Origin of the sequence: Paenibacillus pasadenensis, from assembly GCF_023715725.1 — a bacterium.
Classification (GTDB): domain Bacteria; phylum Bacillota; class Bacilli; order Paenibacillales; family Paenibacillaceae; genus Paenibacillus_O; species Paenibacillus_O pasadenensis_A.
The window spans coordinates 1-387 of sequence record NZ_JAMBOT010000075.1 but is presented as its reverse complement, the minus strand read 5'-3'; the positions used below and the strand labels follow the sequence as shown (position 1 = coordinate 387).

Annotated in this window: 1 protein-coding gene; it reads left to right on the top strand. The window is 59.7% G+C overall.

Annotated elements, in window-relative coordinates:
* The coding region (locus tag M3223_RS24045; RefSeq protein ID WP_435368040.1) for a hypothetical protein at nucleotides 1-387 on the top strand (387 nt) is incomplete at both ends.

Below are 387 nucleotides of genomic sequence, written 5' to 3'. Positions count from 1 at the left end.
CCACCAGCCTGAGCAACTGCCGCTGCTGCTGGAAGCCCTTAAGCAGGCCGACATGGTCAAAGGGTCCCGCTACGTCAAGGGTGGATCGGTGGTCAACTGGCCAAAGTACCGCGAACTCATCTCCCGAGGTGGTGGTCTGTGGACGCGGATGTGCCTGGGGATCGGCGTCAAAGATCCCACCGGCGGATTCAACGCCTTCCGTGCTAACACCCTGCGCGCCATCGGACTCGACGACGTCGCCTCGGCTGGTTACTGTTTCCAGCTCGACCTCACCTGGCGCACCCTCAAAAAGGGCATGACCGTCGCTGAGGTCCCGATCGAGTTCATCGAACGAGAATACGGCAGCTCCAAAATGAGCAAGAACATCGTCATCGAAGCATTGTTGCG